The 23,453-nt window shown below is 52.9% G+C and carries 20 protein-coding genes; 14 read left to right on the top strand and 6 right to left on the bottom strand.

All coding sequences use genetic code 11. The features are described 5' to 3' along the window. Positions 1–35: 35 nt before the first annotated feature. From AC0YNS_RS19665 to glpK, 5 genes are all read left to right on the top strand, one after another. A complete protein-coding gene (locus AC0YNS_RS19665; RefSeq protein WP_475782674.1) occupies positions 36–1,376 on the top strand; it encodes an ABC transporter substrate-binding protein in 1,341 nt (446 codons plus the stop codon). A gap of 143 nt (positions 1,377–1,519) precedes the next feature. After that, a complete protein-coding gene (locus tag AC0YNS_RS19660; RefSeq protein ID WP_475782673.1) occupies positions 1,520–2,401 on the top strand; it encodes a carbohydrate ABC transporter permease in 882 nt (293 codons plus the stop codon). Between the two features lie 16 nt (positions 2,402–2,417). Beyond that, complete coding sequence (locus AC0YNS_RS19655) at positions 2,418–3,251, top strand: carbohydrate ABC transporter permease (protein WP_475782672.1); 834 nt, start codon at positions 2,418–2,420, stop codon at positions 3,249–3,251. A gap of 45 nt (positions 3,252–3,296) precedes the next feature. Further along, the gene (locus AC0YNS_RS19650) at positions 3,297–5,189 is read left to right on the top strand and encodes a glycerol-3-phosphate dehydrogenase/oxidase (protein ID WP_475782671.1); all 1,893 of its coding nucleotides are present in this window, start codon (positions 3,297–3,299) and stop codon (positions 5,187–5,189) included. Between the two features lie 36 nt (positions 5,190–5,225). Beyond that, a complete protein-coding gene (gene glpK / locus AC0YNS_RS19645) occupies positions 5,226–6,734 on the top strand; it encodes a glycerol kinase GlpK (protein WP_475782670.1) in 1,509 nt (502 codons plus the stop codon). A 137-nt stretch (positions 6,735–6,871) separates the two neighbouring features. Here the strand turns inward: glpK and AC0YNS_RS19640 are convergent, their stop codons facing one another. Genes AC0YNS_RS19640 through AC0YNS_RS19630 form a run of 3 tightly spaced genes read right to left on the bottom strand, consistent with a single transcriptional unit; the run spans position 6,872 to position 10,367 of the window. Next, complete coding sequence (locus tag AC0YNS_RS19640; protein ID WP_475782669.1) at positions 6,872–7,939, bottom strand: Ger(x)C family spore germination protein; 1,068 nt, start codon at positions 7,937–7,939, stop codon at positions 6,872–6,874. Continuing rightward, entirely contained in the window at positions 7,936–9,027 is a 1,092-nt protein-coding gene (locus AC0YNS_RS19635) for a GerAB/ArcD/ProY family transporter (protein ID WP_475782928.1), read from the bottom strand. The genes AC0YNS_RS19640 and AC0YNS_RS19635 overlap by 4 nt, the downstream gene beginning before the upstream one ends. Then, entirely contained in the window at positions 9,027–10,367 is a 1,341-nt protein-coding gene (locus tag AC0YNS_RS19630) for a spore germination protein (RefSeq protein WP_475782668.1), read from the bottom strand. The genes AC0YNS_RS19635 and AC0YNS_RS19630 overlap by 1 nt, the downstream gene beginning before the upstream one ends. A gap of 98 nt (positions 10,368–10,465) precedes the next feature. Between AC0YNS_RS19630 and AC0YNS_RS19625 the strand changes: the two genes are divergently transcribed. After that, complete coding sequence (locus AC0YNS_RS19625) at positions 10,466–11,590, top strand: alpha/beta hydrolase family protein (protein WP_475782667.1); 1,125 nt, start codon at positions 10,466–10,468, stop codon at positions 11,588–11,590. A gap of 71 nt (positions 11,591–11,661) precedes the next feature. On the opposite strand, the gene arfA is transcribed toward AC0YNS_RS19625, so the two are convergent. Next, entirely contained in the window at positions 11,662–13,170 is a 1,509-nt protein-coding gene (arfA, locus tag AC0YNS_RS19620; protein ID WP_475782666.1) for an arabinosylfuranosidase ArfA, read from the bottom strand. A gap of 194 nt (positions 13,171–13,364) precedes the next feature. Between arfA and AC0YNS_RS19615 the strand changes: the two genes are divergently transcribed. Together AC0YNS_RS19615 and AC0YNS_RS19610 are read left to right on the top strand one after the other, a co-directional pair. Continuing rightward, positions 13,365–14,273 (top strand): ArsR/SmtB family transcription factor, encoded by a 909-nt coding sequence (locus AC0YNS_RS19615; protein ID WP_475782665.1) that lies wholly within the window; start codon positions 13,365–13,367, stop codon positions 14,271–14,273. 39 nt (positions 14,274–14,312) lie between these two features. Further along, positions 14,313–15,362: a TRM11 family SAM-dependent methyltransferase gene (locus AC0YNS_RS19610; protein ID WP_475782664.1), complete on the top strand. Its 1,050-nt coding sequence runs from the start codon at positions 14,313–14,315 to the stop codon at positions 15,360–15,362. Positions 15,363–16,020: 658 nt separating this feature from the next. On the opposite strand, the gene AC0YNS_RS19605 is transcribed toward AC0YNS_RS19610, so the two are convergent. Further along, complete coding sequence (locus AC0YNS_RS19605; RefSeq protein WP_475782663.1) at positions 16,021–16,899, bottom strand: aldose epimerase family protein; 879 nt, start codon at positions 16,897–16,899, stop codon at positions 16,021–16,023. A 218-nt stretch (positions 16,900–17,117) separates the two neighbouring features. On the opposite strand from AC0YNS_RS19605, the gene AC0YNS_RS19600 reads away from it, so the two are divergent. The 5 genes from AC0YNS_RS19600 (at position 17,118) to AC0YNS_RS19580 (ending at position 21,546) form a co-directional block, all read left to right on the top strand. Then, positions 17,118–17,438 carry a PadR family transcriptional regulator gene (locus AC0YNS_RS19600; protein WP_091224208.1) on the top strand — a complete coding sequence of 107 codons (321 nt, stop codon included), beginning with the start codon at positions 17,118–17,120 and terminating at the stop codon, positions 17,436–17,438. Beyond that, positions 17,435–17,992, top strand: coding sequence for an HAAS signaling domain-containing protein (locus AC0YNS_RS19595; protein WP_475782662.1), 558 nt, complete (start codon positions 17,435–17,437; stop codon positions 17,990–17,992). Before AC0YNS_RS19600 ends, AC0YNS_RS19595 begins: the two co-directional genes overlap by 4 nt. Further along, entirely contained in the window at positions 17,989–18,942 is a 954-nt protein-coding gene (locus tag AC0YNS_RS19590; RefSeq protein WP_475782661.1) for a DUF4097 family beta strand repeat-containing protein, read from the top strand. Before AC0YNS_RS19595 ends, AC0YNS_RS19590 begins: the two co-directional genes overlap by 4 nt. A 210-nt stretch (positions 18,943–19,152) precedes the next feature. Continuing rightward, complete coding sequence (locus AC0YNS_RS19585; RefSeq protein WP_475782660.1) at positions 19,153–20,043, top strand: multicopper oxidase family protein; 891 nt, start codon at positions 19,153–19,155, stop codon at positions 20,041–20,043. 54 nt (positions 20,044–20,097) lie between these two features. Next, a complete protein-coding gene (locus AC0YNS_RS19580; RefSeq protein ID WP_475782659.1) occupies positions 20,098–21,546 on the top strand; it encodes an HD-GYP domain-containing protein in 1,449 nt (482 codons plus the stop codon). Between the two features lie 414 nt (positions 21,547–21,960). On the opposite strand, the gene AC0YNS_RS19575 is transcribed toward AC0YNS_RS19580, so the two are convergent. Continuing rightward, positions 21,961–22,842, bottom strand: a complete 882-nt coding sequence (locus AC0YNS_RS19575) for a helix-turn-helix domain-containing protein (RefSeq protein WP_475782658.1) — start codon at positions 22,840–22,842, stop codon at positions 21,961–21,963. A 313-nt stretch (positions 22,843–23,155) separates the two neighbouring features. Here AC0YNS_RS19575 and AC0YNS_RS19570 point away from each other — a divergent pair, with 313 nt between their 5' ends. Beyond that, positions 23,156–23,395: a hypothetical protein gene (locus AC0YNS_RS19570; RefSeq protein WP_475782657.1), complete on the top strand. Its 240-nt coding sequence runs from the start codon at positions 23,156–23,158 to the stop codon at positions 23,393–23,395. Positions 23,396–23,453: the final 58 nt, after the last annotated feature.

Below are 23,453 nucleotides of genomic sequence, written 5' to 3'. Positions count from 1 at the left end.
AGGGATGCACACAGTATTAGGGGAGGGTATTAAAGATGAAAAAATGGACACTAATGCTTATTTCAGCTGTGATGGTAACAAGTTTGGCGGCCTGCGGCTCGAATAACGACACAGACAAGAATGCGACGAATACGGGCAGCAACAACAAGCCGGCAGAAGAAGGCACAAACGCGCCAGCCGAGAATACAGAGCCGGTTAAGCTGCGGATTTACGCGCAATATGCGGATGACGATACGAAGAAGCCTTACGATTATGCAGTCGCTGAGCTGAAGAAGGAAATGCCGAATGTGGAGCTGGAGCTTGACGTGCAGGCGCAAGATGATGGACAGAAGCTCAAAACGTATGCAGCGACAGGCAATTTGCCGGATATTTTCCAAGCGGGTCTTGATATTATCAATACGATGAAGAAATCAGGCAACATTCTGGAGCTTGACCAATATGCCGACAAATTCGGTTTCAAGGACAAAATGCAGCCGAGTGCCATGAATACGCTCGTCACGGAAGACGGCCATATCTACGCCTTCCCGTATGCCGGCAATGAGCTGGCGCTGATGTTCTACAACAAGGAGCTCTTCGAGACCAATAACGTGAAGGTGCCGACAACCTACGATGAGCTGATGACGGCCGTTAAAGCATTCAATGAGAAAGGTATTACACCGCTCTCCCTATTTGCGAAAGAGAAATGGCCGACCGTTGCCCTGTTCGATATGTTCGCGACTCGCACGGAGCCGGCGGGCATTACGAAGCTGGACAAAGGCGAGGCAAAAGCAAGCGATCCGGCGTTCAAGCAAGCAGCGGAGCAAATCGTAACGCTTGTACGTGCAGGCTTGCTGCCGAAAGGCGCAACGAACCTCAACTACGACCAAGCGGCAGCGCTGTTCCATGAAGGAAAAGCGGCGATGTTCGTCAACGGTCAGTGGGAAATCGATGCCTCGACCAAAGCGCTTGGCGACAAATTGGGCTACATGTACATCCCGGCAGCGGATGCAGCGGCGTATGATGGTGCCAAATTGAACTTCAGCGGCGGCGGCGGTCCTGGCGGCTACGCGGTCAGCTCGGCAACGAAAGACCCAGAGCTTGCGGCGAAAGTAGCAGCGTTCATCGCAGAGAAGTATGCGGAGTACAAATACACCGAGCGCGGTACGCCGTTCGTGGCAACGAAGGTCGATAAAGCGATCATCAACAAATTCCCGACGATCATGGAGCAGCTGGCTACAGATATTCCGAACATGAAAACAACCTCGTTCGCATGGGGTCTGAGCAATCCGAAGTTTAAAGCGGCGATTGAGGATGCTTCGCAGAATTTGATGACAGGCAACTATACGGCAGATCAGTTCGTGCAAGACGTTGACAGTGCAATTGAAGCTTCGAAGTAAGGAAGCGGCTTGAAACATGAGGTTTGAAGCGCCGTCCGATAGCGGTGCGGCGCGTAAGCTTTAACCGGAAAAACCCATGCCGGCTTCCCGGTATGGGTTTTTCTTCTCTAAACGGATGATTTCATAACAAAGGAAGTGGCGGCATGAGAAAATACCTGGGCAACAAGACGGCAATTCTACTGTTTATTTTACCGGCCCTTTTACTATATACCGTTGTTGTGTTCTATCCTGTCGTGCAGGTCTTCTACCGAAGCTTGCTGGATTGGGACGGTTTGACCCAAGGGAAGTTCATCTTCCTCGACAACTATAAGCGATTGTTCCATGACCGCATATTCCGAACATCCGTGTATAACGGTGCGATGTTTGCGGTAGTTATTGCGGTTGTGCAGATTATTATCGGCACGCTGCTTGCCTTCGCCGTAGCGGAAATTGCGATGCGCGGCCGTAAATTCGTGCGGATCAGCGTATTTATTCCCGTCGTGCTGTCGATCACGGTCGTGTGTCAGCTGTGGCTTGCGATGTACAACGGTGAGTATGGTTTGCTGAACAAGCTGTTCGAGGCGCTTGGCCTCTCGTATCGGCAGGATTGGCTGACGAATGAGAAGACAGCGATCTTTGCACTTGCAGCCGTTAATGCCTGGCAGTACATGGGGTATCACTTCGCGCTGCTGCTCGCGGCAGTCAAATCAGTGCCGGAGCATTACATGGAAGCGGCACGGATCGATGGAGCCAACAAGCTGCAGGCCCATGCCCGCATTACGATTCCTCTGCTCTCTGAAACCTATAAGTTCTGCTTGGTGCTGGCGCTTACGGGCGGCTTGAATGCTTTTGCCAACATGTTCATTATGACTGGCGGCGGTCCGGGCACAACAACGTATACGCTCACTTACATGATGTATCGTTCGGCGTTCCGGGTAGGCGAGTTTGGTTATGGCAGCGCCTCGGCAGCATTTCTCGTTATTGAATGTTTGGTGATTACGCTGCTGATTAACCGGCTTATCGCGCGCGATCCCATCGTATACTAGGAAGGAGATGTCACCTATGAGAATGTTCAAACTGAAGCACCCCGTGTCCAATCTGATGATTTGGTTGTACGCCTTGCTCTCTATTTATCCTTTGTTCTGGATGATCGCGTACTCGCTCAAAGACAATAATGAGATCTTCGTCACCAATCCGTTTGGATTGCCGACGCATTTCCGTTTCGAGAATTATGTGACCGCTTGGCGAAGCTTTAATGTGCCGCAGTACTTTACGAATAGCGTTATTGTATCGATAGCTACGGTTGTCGGAAGTCTATCGCTTGCGGTGCTGTTCGCGTATGCGGTCGCTCGTATGAAATGGCGGCTTAGCGGAGCAGCCAGAGTCTATATGACGATCGGGATGTTTGTACCGGTGCAGGTCATTATGATTCCGCTCGCGATTCTGATGCGCGACTTTCATCTGGCGAATTCCTATGCCACGCTGATTGTTCCTTATATTGCGTTCAATCTTTCTTTTGCCACCTTGGTGTTCTACGGTTTCTTCCGCAGTATTCCGGTTGAACTCGAAGAATCGGCTTGCATCGACGGGGCATCGATCTATCGGGCGTTCTTCAGCATTATGTTGCCGATTATACGACCTGCGGTTGCGACGATGATCATTTTCGTATTTCTGGCTGCGTGGAATGAATTTCCTATTGCGCTTATACTGATAACTAAAGAGTCTTTGAAAACATTGCCGCTTGGCTTACTCTTCTTCCAAGGTCAATTCACGACGGACTGGGGTGCGATGGGCGCGGCGATGACGATTGCCAGCTTGCCGACATTGCTGATGTATATGCTCTTTAGCGAGCAAGTGGAAAATGCGCTTACGGTCGGTTCGGCGGTTAAGGGGTAATGATTCCATTTATTTCGGATGTACGGTAAAGGGGGAATGAACGGCATGGGCGAATCTTTCTCGGTGGAGCACCGGGCGGCGCGTCTAGAGCGAATGTCATCGGAGCTGCTCGATGTGCTTATCATCGGGGGCGGCATTACGGGGGCCGGCATCGCGTGGGATGCATCGCGGCGCGGTCTTCGGACAGGTCTTGTGGAGATGGGCGATTTTGCGCAAGGTACGAGCAGCCGCTCGACCAAGCTGGTGCATGGCGGACTGCGATATTTGAAGCAAGGTGAAGTTAAGCTGGTTGCCGAGGTAGGTCGCGAACGGGCGCTGCTGCACAAGCATGCGCCGCATGTCGTGACGCCGACACCGATGCTGATGCCGGTTTATAAAGGCGGCACCTACGGGTATTTGGCTTCTTCCATTGGCTTGTATATTTATGACAGACTTGCAGGCGTTAAGCGTGCGGAGCGGCGTAAAATGTATCGGCGTGAGCAAACGGAAGCGCTGGAGCCGCTGCTGAAGCGGGAGGGACTGCGCGGTTCGGGCTACTATTATGAGTACCGGACCGACGATGCGAGGCTGACGCTTGAGGTGATGAAGACCGCTCATCGGCATGGCGCGGAGATCGTGAACTATGCCAAAGTGGAAGAGATGCTGTATCGAGACGGCGTCGTGTGCGGCGCTCGAATTGCGGATGTGCGCAGCGGCAAGCATTATGACGTCTATGCGCGGAAGATCGTGAATGCGGCAGGTCCTTGGGTCGATCATGTGCGCAGACTGGACGGCGAAGTGACGGGCAAAAGGCTGCTGTTGACCAAGGGCGTGCATTTGGTTGTAGGCGGTGAGCGACTGCCGGTGCAGCAGGCGGTTTATATCGATGTGCCGGATGGCCGGATGATCTTCATCATTCCGCGGGACGGCAAAACCTATATCGGGACGACGGATACGTTCTATCACGGCGAACCCGGTTCCGTTGTGACGACGCGCGCGGACCGCGGTTATCTGTTACATGCGGCGAATGCCGCTTTTCCTACGGCGAAGCTTACGGAAGCGGATGTAGAGTCATGCTGGGCAGGAGTTCGGCCGCTCATTCACGAAGATGGAAAGAGCCCCTCGGAAATTTCCCGGAAGGACGAAATGTTCATTTCGGAGAAAGGGCTTATTACAATCGCAGGCGGCAAGCTGACAGGCTTCCGCAAAATGGCCGAGAAGGTCGTGGATCTCGTCGCAGATGAGATTAAACGCGGTACCGGACGGAAGTTCGGCCGCTGCACGACAGGGGATGAAATGCTCTCCGGCGGCGATTATGGCGGGTATCGTTCGTTCGACGAGCTTCGTGCGGAATTGCTGAACCAAGGATTGAAGCTAGGTGTGCCGCAGGAGGATTTGAAGATCTGGATTGCGCGATATGGCAGCAATGCCGCGCATTTATTGGCGCGTTATTCCGCGCTTCGGGAAGCGGACAGCGGGGACTCCGGTGTTGCTGCGGGAGCTGCCGGCGTTGTGGCGATGGCAGGATCGACCGGAGCCGGCGGCTCGGCTGGCGCAGGAGCGGGAGCTTCGGCAAAAGGGCCGGCTCCGGCAGCGACCAAAGCGGTGGCTGGACGTATTACGGTGGCGGTTGGCGCGACTGGAGCGGCTGGATCTGCGGCTGCGGGGCAGGCTTCCTCCGGGTTCGGAGGAGCATCTATTAATTGGGATCGCACCTTGCGAGCGGAGCTCGATTACGCGATTGAGGAAGAGATGACCTGCAGCGCGGTTGATTTCCTGCTGCGGCGGACGAGTATGATATTGTTTGACCGCAAACGGGCAGAAACGCTGGTACAGCCTGTCCTTCGATTGATGGGGCAGCGCTTTGGCTGGAATGATGCACAGGGCAAGGCGGAATTGGCCCGCGTGCAGGCGGAATTCAAGGCGGTTACGGAATTTCCCGAATTGGTGCAAGAATAGGTTGAAGGTGAAGGCTTGTAACGGGGAGCGAAGACAATGGAGCGCTATATATTAGCTTTGGACGAGGGAACGACCTCCTGCCGGGCGATCCTGTTTGATGAGCAAGGGCGTGCTGCCGGATCCGCGCAGCACGAGTTTGCCTCTGTATTCCCGCAGGCTGGTTGGGTGGAACAGGATGCAAATGAGATTTGGCAGAAGCAGCTGCAAGTGATGCGGGATGCGGCGGCCGGCGTTGGCGTGGAGCAGATTCGCGCGATCGGGATTACGAATCAGCGTGAAACGCTTGTGGTCTGGGACGCCCAAACCGGCGAGCCGCTTCATCCTGCGATCGTATGGCAGTGCCGCCGGACGAGCGCGCTATGCGAAGCGCTGAAAGCCGATGGCTGGGAGGATGAGGTGCGCGCGCGAACCGGCCTGCTGCTCGATCCGTATTTCTCCGGCACGAAGCTGAAGTGGCTGCTGGATACCGTGCCGGGGCTTCGCGAGCAAGCGGAGCAGGGGCAAGCGCTGGCCGGAACGATAGACAGCTGGCTGATCTGGAAGCTGACGGAAGGTGCCGTGCATGCTACGGATGTTTCCAATGCGTCGCGGACGATGCTGTATAACATTCATACGCTGGAATGGGATGCCGACATCTTGGCGAAGCTCGGTATTCCGGCTGCCATGCTGCCGGAGGTGAAGCCGTCCAGCGGCATATTCGGGTATACGCGTTCGCTTGGCGATGGAGCAGGCGGCGATGCAGCAGGTTCGAGCTCGCAAGCAGCGGGGATTCCGATCGCAGGCGTGGCAGGCGATCAGCAAGCCGCGCTGTTCGGGCAGGGCTGCTTCGATACCGGCATGGCGAAGAATACGTACGGGACGGGCTGCTTCCTGCTCAAGAACACCGGCGACGCGCCGGTTGCATCGGCGAAAGGGCTGCTCACGACGATTGCGTGGCAGATTGACGGCCGGACTACCTACGCGCTCGAAGGCAGCGTGTTCACGGCAGGCTCCGTCATGCAGTGGCTGCGCGACGGGCTCGGTCTGATTGCGCATGCATCAGACAGCGAAGCGCTGGCCGCGTCGGTCGCGGATACGCTTGGCGTCTACTTCGTGCCCGCGTTTACCGGGCTTGGCACGCCGTATTGGAACGCGGATGCGCGCGGCATGATCACAGGTCTTACCCGCGGCGCGACTTCGGCTCATCTGGTGCGCGCGGCGCTCGAGTCAATTGCGTATCAGACGGCGGACGTGCTGAACACGATGACCGAGGAGTCCGGATTGCCGCTGACGGAGCTGCGGGTAGACGGTGGGGCAGTTGCGAATGGGCTGCTCATGCAATTCCAAGCCGATTTGCTCGGCGTATCTGTCATTAGGCCGGTTCTGCTTGAAACGACTGCGCTTGGCGCCGCATATCTGGCCGGGCTCGGCGTAGGGTTCTGGAGCGGCATGGATGAGCTGCGCGGATTATGGGCGCTCGATCGCACCTTCGAACCGGAGCTTGATGAAGCGTGGCGCGGTGAAGTATACGGGGGCTGGAAGAGAGCCGTCGGCTATCAGCTGTAGGCTGGGTACCAGGTACCCCACATTGGCGGGAAAGCAGCGAACTAACAACAAGTAGCGGTATCCAAATAAAAAAAATGACGGCGCAGAGATATTAGCGCCGTCATTTTTTCTACTTAAGAGAGCCGATCATAAAGCGGCTAATTTTCCTGGATGTCGCCCGTATTCGTAATGACACATTTTACCTTGATTTCCGGTATGAGCCGGGGGTAATACGTTTCGCGCCATAGCTTGAGCTTGGAGAAGGCCAACTTGTTCCGGAAAATTTCGCCCGTCCCCAGCGAATCCGATTTGCTGGCTTGCAGCTTCTTGAATAATTGCTTGTACCGTTTCTCCATCGCCTCCGATAACGCGCTTTCGATTTGCTGCTCGGACATGTTGCCGTTGTTCTCGAGCAGATGCAGCGACAGCTTCAAGCGCATATTCAGCACGGGCTTTCCGTCCCGCCAAGACGTGCGAAGACGATTATCGCAATTGACGATGGACACGCTGGCTTGATGGGCGGTTTCGACTACGGAGCCTTGGAACAGCTCGTCGTATAAGTTCACCAGCAGCGATTGCTCCTGCGAAATTTCGCCCACCATTTTTTCCTTCGACATGATGGCCGAACCAACGAATTCCATCATGGTCGATTTGCCCGATTGCAGAATCGGAATCGTGACATCCTGCGTATCCGAGTGGATGGCGCCGAAGGTTTCCCAGAGGTAGGCAAGATTGATTTCGGGGCTCCAGCCGGCGTTCTTATTGAAAAAATTCATTAAGGCGCTTCCGTCAGTCTGGATGGATTTTCCGGTATGATTGAGAAATTGCTCTATATTTTGCGAGGTGATGGCCACAAGCGCTTTCGTCGGCATATGCTGGCTTCGTATCATATAAGCCATTTCGTCCCGGATGCCGTCTACGGCGACTTTGCGGTCGAACAAAACCAGCTGCAGATGCATGAAGTCGATGCCGGCTTCGATGTTGGTATCGATTTGGGTCAGCGCTTTGCTGATCGTGTCGGCCTCCTCGTAATGCACCTTGGATATGAGCTTTCGGCCATACGGAAGCGGAACTTGAATAAAAACCCGATATTTCTTTGCCTCCCCGTAAGAGATGCCCATCACGATAGGAAGCATGCGATGGTTTACATCTTTGATGTCCCAGCAGGCGGTTAAGGAGAGCATGCAGAGGAGCAACAACACAGCTGTACGTGCCCGGCGCATCATTCAGTCAAAACCCGCTTTCCCTCCTGAGCGGCAATCGATCTTCCCCGTAAGAAGACGGCGATCGGAATGACCGCGTAAATCAACAGGCGGAACCACGTATCGGCGGCAAAGACCCGGATGTAATCGTTCCAGCTTGGAATGACGAAGCTGATTATGAAGACAACGAGGCTAAGAGAAATCCGGATGTAGGTCTCGCGCCAAGCCGGAATCATCTTGCGAATCAGGAGCGCGGAAGACCACAGAGAGAACGAACTGAGCGTCATGACGAATGCAAGCAGCGCAACGGCATAAAACAGCGAAATCCGGTTGAACACCGTCCATGTAATATTAACGGAGTCGAAGCTGGTCATGAGCGGGAAATTCATAATCTTCGCCGCATTGAGGCCATAAATGACGATTGGAATATACAGGACGACAACGTGCAGCAACGATATTAAGACGAAGCTGATTAAGATTGGCCGTATCTTCACCTTGCACACGGGAGGCAGCATGCCTAGAAGCAGGAACGGACAGATCGAGAACAGCGTTATTAAAAAGGTGCTATTCGACAAAAAGTCCATACTCGGATTGATAAGCGGGTAAACGCGCACGAATTTGGCATTTTGAAAGCATGCGAATATGGCGAATAACAGCACAGGAAAGTTAATTAACGTGAGTAGGGTGCTGCCTCTCATAATGCCCTGCGGTCCGATTGATGCTCCGAAGAACATAAGCAGGCAGAGCACAGCCAAGATGACGTGAAGCGGTGAGCTCGAGATAAAAACGATAATCATCAGTTCGGCAAAATAACGCAGCGCCAAAATCGGAATAAGCATGATGAACCCGGTCAGCGGCACGATCAACGCGGCGCTAATCCATTTGCCAAGGGGCAGAAACAGGTCGGCGTAATCTTTGTTCCCGGCTTTGCGGAACCCCAGCAGCAGCAGCAGAAGGAGTAACAGTTCGATCCCCATACTCAAGCATACAGGCTCCCAATGGCCGTATTCGGTCGTTTCCAGCATCGAACGCGTAAAGGCGGCAAACAGGATGCTGCAGTGGGCGGCTATAAAGAATATAGGAGCAGTCATAGTGGCGACCCATCGATGCATCAATTGCGACACTTCTTTCTTGGAGTCATTGTTCTTGCTTCTTTCGCAGAGAGAAAATCCATGAACGGAACGCCAAACCGCTCCAGGCTGCACACGTAGTAGCAGATGGCGATAAAGGCGACGAATAAGCCGAAGATCCCGAATACGCCCGAAAGGATAACGACCCCTGACCGCAGCATCCGCACGATCAGCGTATTCAAGTAGTTTGGAAAAGCAAAATGAGCCGTCACCGAGGCTGCAAGCACGATGATGACGAGGTTGCTTACGAGCTTGGCGTCAACGATGGCCTGGCCGAGAATAATGCCGCCGATCAAGCAGTTCGTCGATGCGATGGTTTTGGGCAGACGCTGCGTCGCTTCGATGATGATTTCGCTGATTATTAGAAGCAGCAGCATCTCGAGAAACGTCGGCAGCGGTATGCCGATCCGGCTTTCGGCGATTGAAAGGGCGAGCTCGATCCGCAGCGTCTCGGGATTAACGGATACAAGAGCTACATATAGCCCTGGTATCAGCAGTGCGACCAGAATGCTGAGCAAGCGCAAGCCGCGCAGGAGCAGCATGATGGGTATAGGGAATTGTCTGTCCCATTCCAATGCAATGAAATCACTGAATACCAATGGAAGCACGTACGCGGTCGGCTCGCCGTCGATCAGCAGAAGGACTCTGCCTTGCATCATGGAAGCGACGGCTTGTCCGGGCAGCTCCGTTTTATGATAAGGAGACAACAAATGATAGCGGCTTTGGCCGAAGATGCGGATGAGGTCCTGTCCGTTCCGGACGTCTTGCTTCGAAGCCTTCTTCAAGGCATTCTTGGCGGTTTCGAGCAAATCTCGATCCACGTCTTCCGATAGATACACCAAGGCAGCTTGCTTCTGAGCAACACCTTGGAAGTGAAGAATCTCGATCTGGAGCTCGGTTGAATCAATCGTTCTGCGCAGAATGCCCATGTTGGTGGTTAAGGGCTCCATGAAGGCGATCGCTGACGAGAAGGGGAGGAACTCGTTTTCCGCTTTATCAATGGCACGTTCGAGCTGCTTGAGCTTGCCTTGAAAACTGAATGCGCGATTTGCCGTCGCGTCGATCAAGACGACCTTCCCCTGCAGCAAAAGATCCATAGTAGCAGGTGTCCAAGCTTGCCCTAATAAGCGCGCGCAGATTTCCTCGAAGCCGGAATCCGTGCCGATGCCGCAGTTCGAGATAAACGAAATGGTTTCCTCCCAGTTCACAAGGGATTCGTAGCCGGCCATCCACAGTGTGATCGATCCCACTTGGAGCTGATCGATTCTTAAGTCGTGCTGGGTTTTTGTTTGCTTTTGCAGCGTTTCGACATAGGCTTCCATAGCTACACCTCTCGAAGTATTTTTTTCCAAGCGGAGGAAAAATATGCACCGGGTCGAATGTATTACGGCATATGCAGCTATCAAAGGAGGAACAATCCGTGGAACGTTCGATACCGCAGCTTCTGGTCAGTCTTGATGGCAAAGAAATCGATTCGGCAGGGGAATGGAAGGAGCGGCGCAGGCCCGAGCTGCTTGAGCTATTCGCTGAGCATGTTTACGGCAGGCAGCCGGTGAGTCGGCCGCAATGGATGATCTTCGCCGTTGCTGCGCAAGAGCCGTGCTTAGATGGCAAGGCCGTCCGCAAGAACATCGATATACATTTCGTAGGGGATGGCGAAGGAGAAAGCGGCGGCCAAGGCCGCATTCGCTTAACCTTGTATGTTCCTGCCGATTCTGGCGGAGCCGAGAAGAAGCGGTGGCCCGTGTTTCTGCTGCTCGATCACGGCAGGCTGTCTGCGGTGCGGGAAGGAGAATCGCCTTCCACGCCTTTCTGGCCGGTGGAGCAAATTATCGACAGCGGGTATGGCACGGCGATGATTGCCGCCGAGGACATCGATCCCGACGAGCATGATGGCTTCCGTAACGGGGTGCACGGGTTGTTTGATCCGAAGGATCGCCCTCGCGCCGGGGATTCATGGGGCACGATCTCCGCATGGGCGTGGGGGCTTAGCCGCGCCATGGACTATTTGGAGACGGATCCGGACGTCGATTCGGCCCGGGTTGCCGTCATCGGCCATTCTCGCGGGGGCAAAACCGCGCTCTGGGCCGGCGCGCTCGACGAACGTTTTGCAATGGTCGTCAGCAATGAGTCCGGCTGCACCGGCGCGGCGATTTCGCGGGGGAAAGTCGGGGAGCGCGTTCATCAGATTAACTCGTACTTCCCGCATTGGTTCTCGGAGAACTATAAAAGCTACAATGAACGCGAGGATGAGCTGCCGGTTGATCAGCATATGCTGCTAGCGCTGATTGCACCGCGGCTGCTCTATGTTTCGAGCGCGGCGGAAGATGAGTGGGCTGATCCGGCATCCGAGTATCTATCCTTGCAGCAAGCAGAGCCCGCGTACCGGTTGTTCGAGGCTGACGGACTGGCGGCAGAGCCGTTTCCGGAGCTGGATACACCGCTGTATACCGAGCGCTGCGGCTATCATATTCGCGCGGGCAAGCATGATTTGACCGAGGTGGATTGGACGTATATTTTAGCTTTTGCAGACGGTCGATTATAGGAAAAAGAAAGAGCAGACGGGTACTTCGTAGTCAGAAGTATCCGCCTGCTCTTGTTTATTGCTGCTGCGCTTTACGCCAGCTTAAGTCGAATCACATTCCATGACGCTTTGCCGAGGGATGCTGCCACGCCGCTGCCTTCAATAACTGCATTGCCGCCGGTATGAGGAGCGACACGGTTTGGCGCTTCCAGTGTATTAGCGGCTTTCAAGTCATCGCTTTCCAGCACGATATGCTCAAGGATACGAGCTTCGCCGAAGCTGCGCAGATCGATTTCGAGCGGCAGCGATTCGCTTAAGTGGCGGTTAACGGCAAACACCGTTACTTCGCCGGCCTCCGTATTGTGTACGGCAACCGCGTCAAGGTACGGGACGTCGGTGTAATCTTTTGCATCATATTTCGGCGAAGAAGTAAGGGGCACAAGGACCGTACCGCGTCCGAAAATACTAGCGTGCATATAAGGATAATAGATGGTCTGCTTCCAAGCTCCGCCGCCGTTTGCCGTCATAATTGGCGCGATAACGTTAACGAGCTGCGCGAGGCAGGCCATTTTGACGCGATCGGCTCGCTTTAACATACTGATCAGCATGCTTCCGACAAGCAGCGCATCCTCGTGATTATAAACATCTTCGAGCTGCGGCGGTGCAATGGACCATGGCTCGATACGGGAGTCGGCCTCGTTGGAGTGATACCACACGTTCCACTCATCGAAGGAGAGATTCATCCGTTTCTTGCTTCGTTTCGTCGCTTGTACGTAGTCGCAGGTGGAGATGACGGTATTGATGAAGGAATCCATACCCATGGATTGGGCCAAGAAGTTCGACGTATCTTTGTCCCTGTTGCCGTAGTATTGGTGCAGGGAGATGTAGTCGACCTCATTGTAGCAAAGGTCCAGCACCGTGCGCTCCCACTCTGGGAACGTAGCCATGCCGAGGTTGGAGCTGCCGCAGGCAACCACTTCTATGGAAGGGTCCACCCATTTCATTACCTTCGCGCTCTCGGCGGCGATTCGGCCATACTCTGTGGCGGTTTTGGCCCCGATTTGCCAAGGTCCGTCCATCTCGTTGCCCAGACACCAGGTTTTGATGCCGTGCGGCTGTTTATAACCATGTGCAATGCGCAGGTCGCTTAATTGCGAACCGGAGGGATGGTTGGCATATTCGACAAGTTGACGTGCTTCATCGGGACCGCGCGTTCCCAGATTGACGGCCATCATCGGCGCAGTGTTCGCTTTGCGGCACCAGTCCACAAACTCATTGAGCCCGAACAAATTCGGTTCAATGGTCCGCCATGCGAGTTCAAGGCGCCTTGGGCGCAGCTCGATCGGTCCAACGCCATCCTCCCAGTTATAGCCGGAGACGAAGTTTCCTCCCGGGTACCGAACGACCGGTACATCGATGCCTTTGATCAGCTCCAGCACATCGCCGCGAAAGCCTTGCTCATCCGCAGTCGCATGACCCGGCTCATAAATTCCCCCGTATACCGCGCGCCCCAGATGCTCGACGAACGAACCGAATATCCGTGGATCGACCTCGCCAATCGTAAAATCCTTATCGACTATCATTTTCGCTTTCAGTGACATGCGGGGATTCACCTCTTCATCATTGAATTGGATTGGATTGCATTGGATTAATGAAATAATTAATTAATTAATATATAATAGATCCATCTACCGCTAATTAAACCGCAATTCGGGTGGCACGTGCAAGCTTTTCTTTTTGCAGGAATTGAATTAATATATCTGTTAACTAAAGCGAGACGGAAGGACCGTACACGATGATCAAAGCGAACCTGGACCGCAAATGGCTCCCTCTTTACGAAGCGCTTGCAAGTGATGTGCGACTGCGCATCCTGGAGCTTCTTACGGTGCAGCCTATGAATATTAAGGAGCTTGCAGCTGCACTCGGCTTAAGCAGCGCGATCTTGACCATGCACGCCAAGAAGCTGGAGAAAGGCGGTCTCATCGAGACCAAGCTTGTTCGGCGAGGAGGCGGTACGCACAAAATCTGTTCGCTTGCTGCCGGCCACGTGGAAATTACCATTCCGCAGACTGTTGAGCCGAAACGGGAGTATCATGAGGTGTCGATTCCGGTAGGCCACTATACCGCTTTCGAGGTGCATCCTACCTGTGGTCTTGCAACCTCCGAGCACATCATCGGCCAATTCGATGATCCGCGTTATTTCATGGAACCGGAACGGATGCACGCGCAAATTTTGTGGTTTGGCAAAGGGTATGTGGAATACCGCATCCCCAATTATGTGCTGCAGGGGCAAGCACTCGAGGAAATTGAGATCTCGGTTGAGATCGGCTCGGAATACCCGGGTGTCCGCGTGGACTGGCCATCAGACATTCATTTTCATTTAAACGATACGCTGCTTGGCGTCTGGACCAGTCCCGGCGATTCCGGCGAAGGGCGCGGCCGCTTGACCCCTTCTTGGTGGAGTGTCAATCAATATGGCTGGCTTAAAGTGATTCGGGTTACGAACCACGGGACGTTCATCGATGGTCAGCGCTTGTCGAATGTGTCGCTGCAGGATATTGTGATGACGCGTAATGATTGGCTGCTCCGACTGGCTGTACCGGAAGGTGCCGAGCACGTCGGCGGATTGACCATCTACGGTGAAGGCTTCGGCAACTACAATCAATCGATCGTATTTCGAACCTACCGCAGTTTGGGACAGTAATATTAAGGTGTTTAGCAGCTAGGTGATGAGGGTGAAAATGTGCAAAAAGTGGTAAAAGGTTTAGGGGCGGTTGAAGAGCTACCCGGAGATCGGTTTTATTATCCGGTCACGTCTCATGAGGATGAGTCGGACTTATGTGATATGGAAATTCGCTCGTTATTCGGCTTCGATCCAGATAATGGTTGTGTGATAAGCGATAAAAACATAGAACCGGGGAGAAGTCCGTTTATCCGCGGGAAACTCAGTATTGGGCTCGAAGCAGACGACTCTGCCGGTATTGCAGCACAGGTTGCGGATGCCGTTCGGCTTGAGGGAAGAACGTTCAAAGTCGTGTTTGTCGGGGGCGGCGATGAGCGTGTGTCGTTTGATTTCGACCGCCAGCGGGCGATCGAGAAGGAGATCGGCTGGCAGATCGTTGGCAAAGCGGAGATGCGGCGGCCCGATCGGTTATTTGGCGTAGCCTACGCGGATGGACGCTACCTATTCGGGGAGTATGAGAAAAGCGAGGCGCTGTGGCTAAAGTACAACGATAAACCGCAGCCGTATTCCACTGCGCTTAGTACGCGTGTGGCACGGGCAGTCGTGAATATTGCCGCGCCGACGACGGATGAGCAGGTGGTCGACCCATGCTGCGGCATCGGCACGGTCATTATCGAGGCATTGTCGATGGGCATCTCCATCGTTGGCTTCGACAATAACCCGCTGGCGTTGAAGGGAGCCCGTATTAATCTGGCTCACTTCGGCATGCCGGACGTGGTCAAGCTCGCGGATATGACGACGCTAGAACCGAGTGATTTACTCTCACGGGGGGCTGGCGACGCAGCGTCAGGTGGCACAGGGTCTGGCGGCAATCGACGCGCCTTCGATTCGGCGATCATCGATCTGCCTTACAATCTGTGCTCGAAGCTGCCGTCTGCGGAGCGGGTGGCTATGCTCCGCAGCGCGGGCCGCTTGGCGAAGCGCGTCATCATCGTCACGACGGAGCACATCGACGAAGATATTGCGGAAGTCGGCTTCACCATCACCGACCGCTGCATCGTCCGCAAGGGCAAGTTCGAGCGGCAAGTCATAGCCTGCCGCGTGCAATAGCTCAGGCGGTGCAAAGGTTGGAGGTGTCGAGCAAAGTAGATAATGCGGAGTGGTGGAAGTTAACTTTCAGAGTGGCTCCCAGGACAACACATTGGTGGTGAAATGGTGAGTTCGGCGAAAGAGTAGAACCCAGGACAACACAAGAGTAGCTCCTAAGTATAAGAAGCATACCCAGAGGTCTACATGGAAGCCAAAGCATCTAATTTCGAGGAAGAAGCCTACCCAGAGGTCTACATGGAAGCGGAAGCAGCGAATTTTCGTGCAGAAGTCTGCCCGGAGAGTTGTTTTCATAGCAGCACTATGGTGGGAAAGCGACGAATGAAGCAGATACGGCATAATTAGTTGAAGATCGGTTTGGAGTAACTTTTGGTGGGTGTGAGAGGTAACGGTTACCGCTCATGAGCAGCTATCGAGGTTATTGCGGGCAAGTGAGGTACGTGGTACCTCTCATGCGCCGGGAATGGTGGATATCGGCTGAAGAGAGGTACACAGTACCGCTCATACATGCGCCTCACCTACGCCAAATGGCCCGACAGCGCAAGGGCCACTCAGTCGGCGAGCCAATAATAAGAAGAAGGGCCGGACATCCGCAGGATGTCTGGCCCTTCTTCGCTAATGACGTTCCTAATCGCTGTACCCGATTTAGATCAGCAGCTTCCTACCCGCTGTACCCGATCTTCACGAACAGCTCCATCTTCCCGCCGGCCTCCAGCATCGGGAGTTCATCTCTGCTCACCAGCTCGCCGTTCAGTGCCATCCATGGCTCGACGCAGACGAACGGGGAGCCGTTCACCTGCCACAGCACCACGTATTTGAACGCATCACTGTAAGCTAACGAAACGGTTCCACGGCCATCGGGGCCGGGGAAGGTAATGGAACGCGCATCAGCATCAAGCAAAGCGACGGATTCTTTCAAGCCATCAAGTGAGATCACGCCGTCGATGGATTTAACCTCATTGTCGTTATAATCCAAATAACGCGTCGCATCCGTGCCATACACCAGATCCTTCGACTCCGAACGGAAGTACGGATGGAATCCCGCATAGAACGGCATCGGAGAGTCCGACAGGTTGCTGTACGTCTGGCGGATTTGCAGCTCGCCTTCAACGAGCGCATAAGTGAACAACAGCTCAAACTGCCAAGGATACTCGGTCAGTGTTGCCTCGCTGCTGCGCAAACGTACCGTCACTGCGGCTTCGCCCGCATCGGAGTCGCTAACAACTTCCCAAGCACGATTCCGCGCAACACCGTGATTACGCATCGAATAAACCGTGCCATTCCATTCATATTGCCCGCCGGGCAGCTGACCGCAGATCGGGAAAAGAATCGGATTACCGCCGCGGATATTCGCCTCCGGATCAAGGTAGGTCGCTTTATCAAGATAGAACAGCTCCTCGCCGCCCAGCATGCAGCTGGTTGCAATCGCACCTCGCTCAGGACAGATCGTAACCGAAGAATTCGTGACGGAATCCGTCAACGTGTATATTGTATATGTTCCATCGTGTTGTGATTGTACTTCATAGCGGTTCTGACTCATTGTGGAAGCCTCCTAAGTATGGTTATTTGCGAACAAGCATACCATATTGCAGCGGTGTACTAAAACGACAGAGCTTCTCCATGGGCAAACAACTATTTTTCAAACGCTATATTGCATAAATGAATACTCAACGATATACTATAGCAGCAGGAACATTTTTTTTGATCAGCTATTCTACATTAATGAATACCTAACGATATGGTATAGGAGCGTTGACTATGAATGTACAGTTTAAGAAAGGCGTGCTCGATTTGTGCGTTCTTGCGTTGACCGCTTGGGAGGACCGATATGGTTACGAGCTTGCGGTCACCATGTCCGCGAAGTTCGAGGTCGCTGTCGGCAGTGTTTATCCACTGCTTAGCCGCTTGACGCAGGAGGGTTATTTTTCAACCTATCTTAAAGAATCATCTGAAGGTCCTCCGCGCAAATATTACAAACTCACGCCTAAAGGGCATACGCATCTCATGGGGCTAATCAGTGAATGGCGGACATTCTCCGTCGCAGTGGATGAATTGATTAAGGAGGGTGTCGAACGATGATCAGAGAGCAGTATTTGGGACAGCTGTGGGAGCTGCTGTCACCTGTGCCGGAGTCGCTTCGCAGGGAGTGGATGTACGATTATGAAGAACATTTTCGCATGGCAGCCGAGCATGGTCGATCGGAAGCGGAAGCAGCCGACGAGCTTGGCGATCCGCGTCTGATTGCGAAGGAGCTGATGCTCAATTATCGCGTCGATCAAGCTTCGATTAAGAGCGGAAGCATCACGCTCGTATCACGAGCTGTACTCGCCGCAGTCAGCTTAGGTTTCTTCAATCTCGTTTTCGTGCTGGGCCCTTACGTCGGACTGCTTGGCGTACTGGTTGCGATATGGGCGACAGCTATTGCAGTCGGACTCTCCTCCATAATGGCGATCTATGAAGGCGCATTTGGAGGCGGAATTACGCTTCTGCAAGGAACCTTCCTCTCCATGGTGCTAATTGCGCTCGGGATGCTGATAGGTGCAGGCGCGCATTGGTTGACACGAGCTTTTGCCAAGATGACCTTGAGTTATTTGAAATTTAATTCCAGAGTGATAAGGGTGAAAAAAGGATGAGAAATTGGATCGTTGTCGCATTGATACTGCTCGTTGTCGGTTTGATCGGCGCCTTCGGCACATTCCGCAAAGACGGAGCGCTCTCCCTTGGAACGGAGAAGGTGACTCAGGAGCAATCGGTGGCCGGTGACGGCATTGAAGAGGTTGAGATCGATACCGGCAGCTTGGATATCACCATCGTCCCGAGCTCGAATAATGAAGTGAAGGCAGAGCTGACAGGCCGCGCCAGCAAGAAGTATCGGGATAAATTAAAACTGGAGCTTCAGAGAGAAGGCAATGTCCTTCGGGTTTCCGTCCAGGATGGAGTCGGCTTTACAATAGGAATTAACATTCTAAATCTGGATTTGCGGTTAGAGCTGCCGGAGCAGCAGTATCGGAAGCTGATGTTTGATGGAGGCAGCGGAGATATTGATATGGCGCAGTTGAAAGTGGACCGCATTAATCTGCAAACCGGTTCAGGGGATATGACACTCCAGCAGTTGAACGCGCAATCCATTGAAGCCGAGATCGGCAGCGGGAACATAAGCTTCGCTGATGTTACGGCAACGGATCTTATTGCGGTGAACGCAGGCTCAGGTAATGTTTCCACGGAAGGCCTGAAGGCGAAGAAGTTCACGGTTGACGTCGGCAGCGGTGATGTCGAACTAACGGATAGTGCTGCAGAGCTTCAAATCGAAACGAACAGCGGCGATATCGATCTGATTCAGAAAGAACTCGAACAGCCTGTGGATCTGGAGACCGGCAGCGGTGATGTTTCGATTCAGACAGATGAGCAGCCGACATCGGCACGCATAACGTTTAGTCACGGCTCTGGCAGCCTCGATAATGATTGGGATGGTGGTGAGCAGTCGACGGACAAGGATGATCGCGACGTTCTGCTCTTCGGCAATGGATCCATTCCAGTGCATATTCATACAGGATCCGGCGATTTATCGGTTGGCCCCAAGTAGAACAATTATAGGGTTCCTATTGCTTATTCAAGCAAGCGGAGCCCTATTTTCTTTATGTCTGCGAAATCTCTGGGAATTATCTGCGAAACTACAATTTTATTGTCGAAATACCGATATTCTGAAAGAAGGATATTAGACCTATCAGGAAGAAGTCATATTCTAGCACTTCCCGGCATAAACTTCGTTGTTTATGAATAGGGGGAGATGTGTTTGGTAGAATCGCCGGATTTGCCGCTGCTGCCCTATCGTGTGATTGGTGGGGTGAAATGCTTTGAATTGTTCGCCGGTGTGGTTCAGCAGGAGCTTCTGCCAGGAGTATTTATGCAAGGCTATGGATATAACGGTTCGATTCCCGGGCCGACCATCGTAGTGGAGCCGGGGGATTTCGTTCAAATTCGAGTCATCAACAACTTGCCGGAGCCGACGAGTGTTCATTGGCATGGGCTTGACGTGCCTAATGCGATGGATGGTGTGCCGCCGTTTGAGCCTTCACCTCTCATTCAGCCGGGGTACGGGTTAGATTACCGATTTCAGATTGTGAATCCGCCCGGCACACATATGTATCACAGCCATTATGAATCCATACGGCAGGAAATGATGGGGCTTGGCGGGTTGCTAATCATTGCGAATCGACAGGAGAAATTAGTCACCAGAGACTTTGCCTATATGCTTCAGGAGTTTCATTTGAACGGCCTTCCGAAAGGTGAACTCCACCCGGGGATCTATCACGTTGACCCCTTATCGGATGGATTCAATTTCTTTACCATGAATGGACGCTGCTTCCCGAATACGTCGCCGCTTCATGTGCGGGTGAGGGACTGCGTTCGAATCCGGCTGGCTAATTTGGGGATGCAAGGGCATCCCATGCATCTGCATGGCGTGCAGATGCTGGAAACCGCTTATGACGGCAATGAGGTACCGCCTTGGAACCGACTTCGGAAGAGCACCGTATTCGTGGCACCGGGTGAGACACGTGATATTCAATTCGATGCATGGAACCCGGGCCGCTGGCCGTTTCATTGCCATATCCCGCATCATGCCTCGAATAATTTCACGCTGCCTGCCGGCGGGATGTTTACGACCATTCAAGTCGGCGACTGAATTTGGCGTTTGCGTTACTTGGAGAGGCAGAACTATGAGAAGGAGCTTAAACCCATGCAGATGAAAGAAAAATCCGCCATCGGACCGATTCTGGGCGTCTTCCTGCCGATTTTATTGTTTGAAGGGCTGCGCTCCTTGAAGACACTCGATATTTCTGTAGAAGCGCCGGAGCGGCATTTTCAAATTGTAACGCTTGTGGCTGCGCTGGCAATTGTGGCTGCCATCGCTGTTGGTATTGCCGGACATCGTCTGCGGAATATTAAGGTTGGATTCATGTCGCTTGCGTATGTGTCGCTAGCCGGTATATTCGTGTTGCATGGACTGACTACGCCCGGATTCATCATTCATGCCGGGCATTTGCCGAGTGTGTTGGCACAGCTTAGCGTATTGGTTACCTCCGTGTGGCTTTTCTTGTCTTCCGTATCGACCGATCGATTCATTATTAGGCAGCTTTCCAAAATGCGAACGTGGCTCATCCCGGCTTGGCTGGTGCTGCTCGGCTTCGTCTTCTTGCTCGCCCTGCAGCAGCCGCATCTCATAGACAATATTCCGCTTAATATTGACCCATACAAATGGATCGCCGCGTCGATCACCTGTATAACCTGTGTGTGGACGATGTATCGGTATTGGCAATCGTACCGAAGTGCCGGGTTCCCGCTGCAGCGCGCGATTGTTCATAGTGTCGGACTCATTATCGCGGCTCAATATATCATCGTCATGGGCACGGCCTGGAAATTAAGCTGGTGGCTCTATCACCTATTGTTATTGTTCTCTATGGTCATCATGTTAGTTGGACTGCTTCGGCAGTACTTCTCGCAAGGATCCTTCAGCAATTCGCTGAAAGTATTGTTTCAATCCGATCCGCGTGCTTGGCTTGAAGCCTGCAAGACGCCAAGCGTTCAGGCGCTTATTATGGCAACGGAGGCGCGCGACGCCTATACAGCTGGCCATAACAATCGCGTAGCGCTGTATGCGCTTCGACTTGGCGAGGAGATGGAACTCAACAAGCATCAGCTGCGCGCCATTGCGCAGGGCGGCGTTGTGCATGACGTCGGGAAGCTGAGGGTGCCGGATGCGATCTTGAACAAGGCAGGGAAGCTTACGCCGGAAGAACGGCTAGTCATCGAACGTCATCCGGTTTCCGGCTATGATATGTGCAAGAGGCTCGGGTTCCTGAAAGACGAGCTGTCGGTTATCCGTTCCCATCATGAGAAATGGGATGGAACCGGGTATCCGGATCGGCTGATCGGCGAGAGTATTCCGCTGCTGGCTCGTATAACGGCGATCGCGGACGTCTATGATGCGCTAACCTCTTCGCGTTCTTACCGCCAGGCGATGACGCATGAGGAAGCGATGGATATTATCATTCAAGGCAGCGGAGCTCACTTTGATCCTACCTGTGTCAAAGCTTGGCGACGTTTGGCTGCTGCGGATGCGGAATTTTTCGAAGAGATCGCGGCGAACAGTCGCAGCTTGAAGCTCGTACATAAAGCAGCGCAATAATGCGAATAAGAGGAGATCCTTAGGAGGGATCTCCTCTTTCATGCTGCCCGTGAAAGTCTCGGCTGCTGCTTCATTGTAGTCTATACTTGATGAACAAAATTTTTACGGTTGTCAGCGTGGCTATTACGTGGAAATATGCCTTTGTAAAAAGCTAACGGTTGTGACAGACGTTATTTGCACCAGATTGGTCGATTCCCAGTGGGAAATGTTCAAATAAGCTCGTTGGCAACCCTTAGAAAATGAAATGGGTCTATATAAGCCAAATAACCACTGTCACAACCGTTAGAGTTGGGAAGCGACTCAGCCTACTATTATCGGGGAATTAAAGTGCCACGACGGAAGCTCAAAACATAGAAAAGCGGAGATCCTTGGGATCTCCGCTTTTGTGTGATTATAAGGATAACTGCATCTTGGTTACGGCCAAATATCTTGAGGCGTCACGTTCAGCTTGGATGCAATGAGCATCGCGGTCTGCCGTTGCGGCTTGCCGATCTTGCCATTGCGAAGCTTCGAAATCGTCTGCAGCGATATTCCGGTTTCGATGGATAGCTGCTGAGCTGACATATAACTGCGCGCCATCAGCACTTTTAACGTAACCGACGGGTCGACGGCCTCCGAAATCGTCTGGACATCGGTCACAACGAAACCGAAGTGCTTCAGTACACCATCGCCGCTGTAGAATGGACGGAAGGTGATATGCAGCTCCAGCTGGGCGGTATTGGCGGCCAGCTTGGTTTGAACGACAATGCGGTCCATTCGATTGTGAAGAGAGGCTTGCTCAAGCGCATAGATCAGACGGTCGCGATCATGGTTATTGAAGAACACATGCAGAGACTCTTGCTGAATACGGAAGAGGCGGCCAAACAGAGGTGCAGAATCATGTTGATAATACCGCTCTATGACATAACGATCGTTTAATATGCCGGAGAACATCACTTTCTTCGAGCTGCTCATCGTGTCGATCCAGGTCTTGGCTGTAATATCTTCGGCTGTGAGCAGATAGGCTGGCTCTTCCGTATCCTTCACGGCTTCCCAGGTGAGGAGCAGTCGCTGCGGCTCATCGGGTTTCGGCCGATCTAACAGCACAGTTTCAGAACTAATGGAGGTGAGCAGATTGTTATTGTTCCAGGCTGAGAACAGTCTGCTTGGCGGCAAGCCTGCCAGTTCTGCTTCAGAGCAGCCCACAAGATTGGAGAAGGCCTTGTTTGCTCTGTTAAACCGTATGTCGTCACCCCGTCCTACAACAACAGCTAATGGCGTTCGTATGGTATGAAATATAGCGGTCAATAGTGTCACTTTGGCTATCCCTCGCAATCGGCTTTGGCTGTTGAGTGCATGTACAATCTATCGAATGTAAACGCAATCCATTCGTCGTTTATAGAACAGTATAAGAGCGCAAAACTGAATTATCAACTGATTATTTATAAGTAATTATGATTATTTATGAATATTTTTATTATTCGGTCTTCCGATTATCATCCAAGCGGATCGTGCAATGCTACATTCGCCAGCAAAAATGCAAGATTGGCAACTTTCCAAATGAAGCATTTTCACTCATAATAATACATAGAGCTGCATCATTGTATTTACATCGAGAGGGCGAATTTGTATGCAAAATTGTACCGTTAATGAATGTGACAAACCGGTGAAGGCGAAGAGCATGTGCTCCATGCATCATCAGCGCTGGCGCAGACACGGGGATCCGGTCGTGACCAAGGTCCGTCAATCCGCAGAGCCCACGCTGTGCAAGTGGGTGAAATGCCAGAAATCGTCGATCAGTAAAGGCTATTGCTCCAAACATTATTACATTCATCGCTTGCAGGTTGAGCAAATGCAAACAAATTCCTAGGGCGATATCGAACGTGAAACTCCAGCATGATCTATGAAGCTATTTCCTCTCAAGGTAT

This window comes from Paenibacillus sp. J22FR21 (assembly GCF_056269135.1).
This window is presented reverse-complemented; position numbering and strand designations above follow the sequence as displayed.